The sequence below is a fragment of the Rathayibacter sp. AY1H3 genome (assembly GCF_002932015.1).
The window spans coordinates 1-7,508 of record NZ_PSUU01000076.1; the positions used below are offsets into that span (position 1 = coordinate 1).

Sequence of the window (7,508 nt, forward strand, 5' to 3'; positions counted from 1 at the left end):
GCGACGGCGCTGAGCACGAGCTGCCGCCGGGCGCGGGAGGCGGCCAGGGCGAACATCCGGAGCTCGTCGTCGAGAGTGGCCTTGCGGGCGTCGAGCGGCAGTCCGCCCTCGCCGCGGGCGTGCCGCAGCAGGCCGTCCGGATCGAGCAGCGAGCCGCGCTGGCGGAGGTTGGGCCAGACGCCGTCCTGCAGCCGCGCCACCACCACGACGTCGAACTCCAGGCCGACGACGGAGGAGGGCGTGCCGATGAGGACCGCGTCCTCGACGGAGCGCGGAGCGAGCGTGTCCTCGGGGACCTCCGCCTCGAGGATCTCGGTGACGAAGCCGACCGCGGAGTGCCCGGTCGCCCGCTCCACGAACCGGCGCGCGGCGCTGAAGAGGGCGACCACGCCGTCGAGGTTGCGGTTGGCCTCGGCGGCGGTCAGGCCGGTGCCGAGGGCGAGCTCGCGCCAGGAGGACGCGACGCGGCTGGACTCCCACGCCGACCACAGCAGCTCCTCGATCGAGCCCCCCTCCTCGTGCAGGCGGCGGACCCGGTCGATCGTCACGGCCAGCCGCTCGGCCTGCCGGGCGGGAGCGGAGTCGATGGTCGCGAATCGGCCGGGCGCGGCGAGGGCCTCGACCAGCAGCGGGTCGCTCGCGCGGATGCCGCCGCCGGCGAGCTCCTCCGCCCGGAGTGCGAGCCGGAGCCGGCGCAGCCCCAGCCGGTCGACCCCGCCGAACGGGCCGAGCAGCAGCTCCGCCGCGAGCTCCGCGTCCAGGGGCCGCTCGCCGATCGCGACGCCGACCAGCACGAGCAGCGCCCGGGCCGCGTGATCGTCGCGCAGCGCCCGTCCGGCGAGCACGGAGCGGGTCGGCACCTCCGCCACCGCGAGCGCCTTCACCAGCGGCTGGACCGCGGCTCCGGAGCGGACGACGACCGCCATCCGCCGCCACGCCACTCCGTCGCGCAGCCGCCGCTCGCGCAGCAGCCGCGCCACCGTCGCCGCCTCGCGCGCCGCCGTCGGGGCGTGCAGCACCAGGACGGGTGCCGGGCCCGCGTCGGGGGCCGGAGCCGCGACCGCCGCCCGCTGCCGGCCGGCCGCCGCGGTGCCGATCCGCTCGGTGGCCGCCGACACGACCGCCCGCAGCGCGGCCGAGTGGCGGTGCACGCGCGCGAGCACCAGCGTCTCGACGTCGGACGCGCCGATGCTCGCGGCGAACCGGCCGAGCGTGTCGGAGGCCGCACCGCGGTAGGCGCTGGTCGCCACGTCCGGGTCGCCCAGCGCGATCACGGTCACCCCGCGCTCCGTCAGCGCCCGCAGCAGCACGAGCGTCGACTCGCTCGCCTCCTGGAGGTCGTCGACGACGACCAGACGCAGCGCGTCGATCCGCTCGCCGCCCTCGCCCGCGCGGATCGCCTCGGCCGCGTAGGCCGCGAACTCCGCCGCGTCCAGACGGGTGCCCGCCTGGGGCGCCATCCACTCGACCACCTCGCGCAGCTCGTCGAGTACGTCGGCCGCCGCGCTCCACTCGCCGCGCTCCGCGTCGATCCCGAGGGCGCGGATCGCGTCCGAGTCGAGCCCGTGCTCGGTCGCCCGCATCCCGAACTCGCGGAGCTCGGTCCGGAAGGTCCGCAGCCGCAGCACCTCGGGGCTGAACTCCTCCGGCCACCGCGGGCCGGTCCCCTCCTCGAGGTGGCCCTCGACGAGCTCCGAGAGGAGGGCGTCCTGCTCGCCGCCGGTCAGGAGGGTCGGCCGCTCGAGGCCGCGCTCCTTAGCGGAGGAGGTGACCGCCTCGAACGCGAGCGAGGTCGCGGTCCGGGCGAGCGGGCCCCGGGTCGGCACTCCCAGCCGCAGGGCGAGCACGTCGCGCAGGGCGGTGGCGGCGGTGCGGCTGGCCGCGAGCACCACGACCGACTCGGGCGGGTACCCCCGCTCGAGGACGCGCTCGGCGACCAGCTCGACGACCGTCGTGGTCTTGCCCGTCCCCGGCGCCCCGAGCACGGCGGCGCTGCGGCCCTCGGGCAGCGCGAGCACCGCGCGCTGGGAGTCGTCCAGCACGACCGCGGGCTCGCCCGGGAGCGCCTCGCCGACGGAGGCTGCGGTGGAGGGAGCGGGGGTCGCGGGAGCGGTCACACGACCACGGTAGCCACCGGGTCCGACACTCCCGCCCGTCCCCGCCGGGAGCCCCGGCCGCCCGCTCCGCTCACCGCGAAACCGGCGCGGTCGTCCGAGCGCGGTCCCGTATCCTGACACCCTCGTCCCCTCCCGAAAGGCACTGCTGGTGGAAATCCGTATTGGAATGGTCAACACCCCGCGCGAGCTCAACTTCGAGTCGTCGATGTCCGTGACCGAGGTCGAGAAGACGGTGACCACCGCTCTCGAGGCCGGCACCGCCGTCCTCCGCCTCCGCGACGAGAAGGGCAAGATCTACATCGTCCCGACCGCCACCATCGCCTTCGTCGAGGTCGGCTCCGAGGAGTCGCGCCGCGTCGGCTTCGTCGCCTAGAGCGTCCCGGGCGGACACGTCGTGGAGCTCCTCTTCATCACCCTGTTCGGGGTCCTGATCGGTCTCGCCGCGCGCTACGGGCTGCCGCACCGGCACCTGCACGGCTCCGTGCTGGTCCCGGCGATCGGCGGCCTCGTCGCCGCAGTCGTCTGGGTCGCACTGACCTGGGCGGGCCTGCCGTGGGACGGCGGCCTGATCTGGGTCCTGTCCCTCGTCGCGACCGCCGTGGTCGTCGTCCCGGTCGGCCTCTCGCTCGGGCGCAGCCGCGCCCGCCGCGACGAGGCCTCCCTGCAGGCGATGCTCTCGGGACGCGTCGCCCCCTGATCCGAGCCGGAGGCGCGGGAGTCCTCGGACTTCCGCGCCTCCGTCGTTCCGGATTCCGGGGCAGTGCGACGCCGGGAACCGTCAGGCCGTGAGCCCCAGCGCGTCCATCCGGCGCGTGTGCGAGGCGATGAGCTCGGTGAACACCGGCTCGATCCGCGACTCGTCGGAGTCGTGGTTGCCCGACCCCATCAGCGCGGAGCGCGCCACGAGGAGGGTGTCGCCCACCAGGCGGCGGCCCCAGACGGCCAGGCGCGAGCCCAGGCGCCCGTCCGCGGCGATCTCGCGGCGGAGGATCGCGATCACGCCGTCGACGCCCGTGTCCGCGCCGAGCGTCTGCGCGATGCGCGGCCCCACGTCGGTGGGCAGCCCGCCGGTGAGGCGGATGAAGAAGTCGTCGAGCAGGCCCGCCGTGATGTACGCCGAGAGCAGCGTCTCGTGGAGGTCCGCGCCGCGGGTGAGCCGCTCGAAGGTGTCGATCGCGGGGCGGAACGGCGCCATGGCCTCGCCGGGCTCCACGTCGCGGCGGCGCAGCTCGGCGACGACGGCGTGGTGCTTCGCGAGCGCCGTGCCGGCGGCGGAGGAGATGGCCTCCTTGTCCGCGAGGTCGTCGGTCTCGGCGACGGCGCGCGCCAGCACCTCGAACACCGCGAGCTGGAGGTAGGCGACCTGGCCGAGGTAGGGCAGCACCTCGGGGGTGAGGTCGGCGAGGTCGACGCGGTCGCGCTTCTGGCTCGACTCCCCGCGGGGCGTCAGGCGGGGCACCTCGAGCAGGGGACGTCGACGTCGGAACCAGGCAGCCATTTCCTCAGCATAGGGCGCCGGAGGAGCGGGGTTCCGGGGCCGGCGGGGCCGGGAGCAGTAGACTCGCCGGGATGTCACCGGCGCTGGATCGGTGACCCTGCGCCCGGAGTCGTACAGGGGCGTAGACCGTTCGACACGACAGGCGCTTCACTCCGTGACTTTCTCCGATCTGAACATCGACGACGACATCGTCGCCGCACTCGCCGCCAAGGGCATCCTCGAGCCGTTCCCCATCCAGGAGCAGACGATCCCCCTGGCCCTGCAGAAGCAGGACATCATCGGCCAGGCCAAGACCGGCACCGGCAAGACCTTCGGCTTCGGCCTCCCCCTCATCCAGGCCCTCGGCACCGACCCGGAGCCGGGCGTCAAGGCGCTCATCGTCGTCCCGACCCGCGAGCTCGCCGTGCAGGTCACCGAGGACATCGAGCTGGCCGCCTCCAACCGGCCGACCAAGATCGTCTCGATCTACGGCGGCAAGGCCTACGAGGGCCAGATCGAGCAGCTGAAGGCCGGCGCGCAGATCGTCGTCGGCACGCCCGGCCGGCTCCTCGACCTCGCCGGGCAGCGCCTGCTCTCGCTCGCCAACGTGCAGGTGATGGTCCTCGACGAGGCCGACAAGATGCTCGACCTGGGCTTCCTCTCGGACATCGAGAAGCTGTTCGCGCAGACGCCGCCCACCCGCCACACCATGCTCTTCTCGGCGACGATGCCGGGCGCGATCGTCGCGCTCGCGCGCCGCTTCATGAACAAGCCCATCCACATCCGCGCGACCGACCCCGACGAGGGCATCACGCAGGCGAACATCAAGCACATCGTCTACCGGGCGCACTCGCTCGACAAGGACGAGGTCATCGCGCGCATCCTGCAGTCCGAGGGCCGCGGCAAGACCGTCATCTTCACCCGCACGAAGCGCGCCGCCGCCCGCATCGTCGAGGAGCTCAACGACCGCGGCTTCAACGCGGCGGCTGTGCACGGAGACCTCAACCAGGAGCAGCGCGAGCGCGCGATGGCGGCGTTCAAGGCCGGCAAGAAGGACATCCTGATCGCCACCGACGTCGCCGCGCGCGGCATCGACGTGAACGACGTCACCCACGTGATCAACCACACGATCCCGGACGACGACCAGACCTACCTGCACCGCGTCGGCCGCACCGGGCGCGCGGGCAAGACCGGCATCGCGGTGACCTTCGTCGACTGGGAGGACCTGCACAAATGGGCCCTCATCAACCGGGCGCTGGAGTTCGGCCAGCCCGACCCGGTCGAGACCTACTCGTCGTCGCCGCACCTCTACACCGACCTCGACATCCCCGCGGGAACCAAGGGACGGCTGAAGCCGACCCCGATCCCCGCCGAGGCGAAGGCCGACGCGCGCCCGGACCGGGGCGAGCGCTCCGACCGCGGCGAGCGCTCCGAGCGGGGCGACCGGCCGCCGCGTCGCCGCACCCGCTCCGACTCCGCCGACTCGACCGCTCCGCAGCAGACCGGCCCCGCTCCCTCGAGCGAGAGCAAGGAGCACCACGACGGCAACAGCGAGCCGCGCCGCCGCACCCGGTCGCGCCGCCGCTCCCCGCGCCCCGACGCGCAGGCCTGAGCCTCCGCGCCCCGAGCCCGTCCCCCCGCGATCCGTCGCGGGAGGGCGGGCTCTCGGCGTCTCAGCGGCTCTCCCGCGACTCAGCGGGGTCCCCACGCGACTCAGCGGCTCTCCGCCCCTCAGCGGTCACGGTGATCCGGCGGCTCTCCGCCTGTCAGCGGCTCTCCGCGACTCAGCGGGCGGAGGAGCGGATCGAGTCGACGGTCGCGCGCGCAGTCGTGTTCTCGCCCAGGCGGTTGGGCTTGCCCGTGCCGTGGTAGTCGCTCGAGCCCGTGGTGACGAGCGAGTACTGCTCGGCGAGCTCGCGCAGGCGGCGCTTGCCGTCGGCCGTGTTCTCGCGGTGCTCGACCTCGAGGCCGAACAGGCCGGCGTCGACGAGCTGCGGGAGGATCGACTCGACCGCGATCCCGCGGGCGCTCGCGGCCGGGTGCGCGATGACCGGGACCCCGCCCGCCGCGCGGACCAGGCGCACGGCGTCGACCGGGTCGGGCGCGTAGTGCGGGCGGTAGTAGCCGCCGCGCCAGTCGAGGATCCCCGCGAAGGCCGCGGAGCGGTCGGTGGCCAGGCCGCGGGCGACGAGCGCGTCGGCGATGTGCGGACGCCCGATGGTCGTGCCCGGGCTGGTCTGGGCGAGGACGTCGTCCCAGGTGAGGTCGTAGTCGGCCGCGATCGCGGTGACGATCGCCTCCGCGCGGTGCGTGCGGGCCGAGCGGATGCGCGCGGTCTCGGCCACGAGCCCCGGATCCGCCGGATCGACGAGGTACGCGAGGACGTGGACGCTGGCCCAGCCGACGCGGGAGGAGAGCTCCATGCCGGGCAGCAGGTCGATGCCCGCCTCCTCGGCCGCGGCGAGCGCTTCGGCCCAGCCGCCGGTCGTGTCGTGGTCGGTGAGCGCCACTCCGGCGAGCCCGGCCGCGGCCGCGGCCCGCACCAGGACGGCCGGAGTCTCGGTGCCGTCGGAGACGACGGAGTGGGTGTGGAGGTCGTAACGGCCCCCGTCGACATGCATGCGCTCATCGTAGACGCGCCGCCTGCGAGCCCTCCGATGCCCTAGTAGCCTGGGCGGCGATGGGGACGAGACTGGTGAAGACCGCGGTGGCGGTGAGCGTGGCGATCGCTCTGCTGGTGGTCGCGGCGCCCGGCTTCTTCGGGATCGCCCGGGAGGCCCCCTTCGCCCAGCTGGTGCCGTTCCGGCTCGCGACGGGCGCGGCGGCCGTCGGGCTCGCCGCTGTCCTGGTCGTGATCGCGGTCCTCGTCGCTCCGGTCAGGCGCCTCGCGCTGGCCCTCGCGGCGCTCGGCGTCGTCTTCGCGCTCGTGCTCGCGGGAGTGCAGGGAGCGCGGGGCTACGACTCCGCCGCTCCGCGCGCCCACCGCCTCGCCGACGTGCGCCTCGCGACCTGGAACGTGCTGCACGACGGCGTGCCCGTCGACACGATCGCCTCGCTCGCCCGGGAGAGCGCGGTCGACGGCATCGCCCTCCTCGAGGTCTCGCAGACGCACGCGCAGGACGTCGTGAACGCGCTCAGCGCCCAGGGGATGTCGATGACCCTCCACTACGCCGGGTCGGGCGCCGACGACGGGGCGGCCCTGCTGCTCTCCCCCTCGCTCGGCGGCTACAGCGTCGACACCGCCGCGGTCGTCACCGGATCGACACCGTCCCTCGTCGCACGCCCCGACACTCCCGAGCGCCCCGTCCTCGCCGCGGTGCACACCATGGCGCCGATCCCCTCGCGCCTCGCGGAGTGGCGGAGCGATCTGCTCTCGGTCTCCGCGCTCTGCTCCGCGGAGGAGGACGTCGTGGTCCTCGGCGATCTGAACTCCACGGTCGACCACTGGACCGGGCTGCCGGGCTCGGCCATGCTGGGCGGCTGCCGCGACGCGGGGACCGTCGCGGGCGGCGCCGCCCTGGGCACCTGGCCGTCCTCGGTCCCGCCCGCGCTCGGCGCCCCGATCGACCACGTCCTCTTCTCCGGACGCTGGGAGGTCTCGGGCTACCAGGTCGTCGACGACCGCGACGCCGGGAGCGACCACCGGCCGCTGGTCGTCCAGCTCTCGGTCCGCGGGATGGTGAAGGACGCGTCCTGACGTTCCTCCCCGACGCCGACTCCCCGTCCTCCTCCCCCGCCCGGCCCGTGGCGGCCCCCGCGGCCGTGCGGAGGAGGACAATGGGAGTCATGACGAACACGGAGGAGCGGACCGCCGCTCAGACGCCCGACCCCGCCGCCGCCCCGCGCTCCCTGCACTCCCGCGAGCACGAGCGCGAAGACGACGCCGAGCGCCGCGAGGGCCAGCGCGAGGCGCC

Annotated in this window: 7 protein-coding genes; 4 read left to right on the top strand and 3 right to left on the bottom strand. The window is 74.6% G+C overall.

Annotated features, from left to right (window positions below; all coding sequences use genetic code 11):
* Positions 1 to 2,117: UvrD-helicase domain-containing protein (locus C5C33_RS17655; protein ID WP_181136276.1), on the bottom strand; the 2,117-nt coding region annotated here is incomplete at its 3' end.
* Positions 2,118 to 2,265: 148 nt separating this feature from the next.
* On the opposite strand from C5C33_RS17655, the gene C5C33_RS17660 reads away from it, so the two are divergent.
* Positions 2,266 to 2,490, top strand: a complete 225-nt coding sequence (locus C5C33_RS17660) for a DUF3107 domain-containing protein (RefSeq protein ID WP_104224841.1) — start codon at positions 2,266 to 2,268, stop codon at positions 2,488 to 2,490.
* A 21-nt stretch (positions 2,491 to 2,511) separates the two neighbouring features.
* Positions 2,512 to 2,814 (top strand): hypothetical protein, encoded by a 303-nt coding sequence (locus tag C5C33_RS17665; RefSeq protein ID WP_104226942.1) that lies wholly within the window; start codon positions 2,512 to 2,514, stop codon positions 2,812 to 2,814.
* Positions 2,815 to 2,895: 81 nt separating this feature from the next.
* On the opposite strand, the gene C5C33_RS17670 is transcribed toward C5C33_RS17665, so the two are convergent.
* The gene (locus C5C33_RS17670; RefSeq protein ID WP_104261755.1) at positions 2,896 to 3,615 is read right to left on the bottom strand and encodes a ferritin-like fold-containing protein; all 720 of its coding nucleotides are present in this window, start codon (positions 3,613 to 3,615) and stop codon (positions 2,896 to 2,898) included.
* 154 nt (positions 3,616 to 3,769) lie between these two features.
* On the opposite strand from C5C33_RS17670, the gene C5C33_RS17675 reads away from it, so the two are divergent.
* Positions 3,770 to 5,206, top strand: coding sequence for a DEAD/DEAH box helicase (locus C5C33_RS17675; protein ID WP_104224844.1), 1,437 nt, complete (start codon positions 3,770 to 3,772; stop codon positions 5,204 to 5,206).
* A 172-nt stretch (positions 5,207 to 5,378) separates the two neighbouring features.
* Here C5C33_RS17675 and C5C33_RS17680 read toward each other — a convergent pair whose 3' ends face one another.
* On the bottom strand, positions 5,379 to 6,215 hold the full coding sequence (locus tag C5C33_RS17680) for a PHP domain-containing protein (RefSeq protein ID WP_104261756.1): 837 nt from the start codon (positions 6,213 to 6,215) through the stop codon (positions 5,379 to 5,381).
* Positions 6,216 to 6,274: 59 nt separating this feature from the next.
* Here C5C33_RS17680 and C5C33_RS17685 point away from each other — a divergent pair, with 59 nt between their 5' ends.
* On the top strand, positions 6,275 to 7,291 hold the full coding sequence (locus tag C5C33_RS17685) for an endonuclease/exonuclease/phosphatase family protein (RefSeq protein ID WP_146085823.1): 1,017 nt from the start codon (positions 6,275 to 6,277) through the stop codon (positions 7,289 to 7,291).
* The last annotated feature ends 217 nt before the right edge of the window (positions 7,292 to 7,508 follow it).

What these genes read in the sequence shown, in the direction of transcription:
- C5C33_RS17685 (WP_146085823.1), top strand. Translation starts at nt 6,275, where the DNA reads ATGGGGACGAGACTGGTGAAGACCGCGGTGGCGGTGAGCGTGGCGATC.
- C5C33_RS17670 (WP_104261755.1), bottom strand. Translation starts at nt 3,615, where the DNA reads ATGGCTGCCTGGTTCCGACGTCGACGTCCCCTGCTCGAGGTGCCCCGC.
- C5C33_RS17680 (WP_104261756.1), bottom strand. Translation starts at nt 6,215, where the DNA reads ATGCATGTCGACGGGGGCCGTTACGACCTCCACACCCACTCCGTCGTC.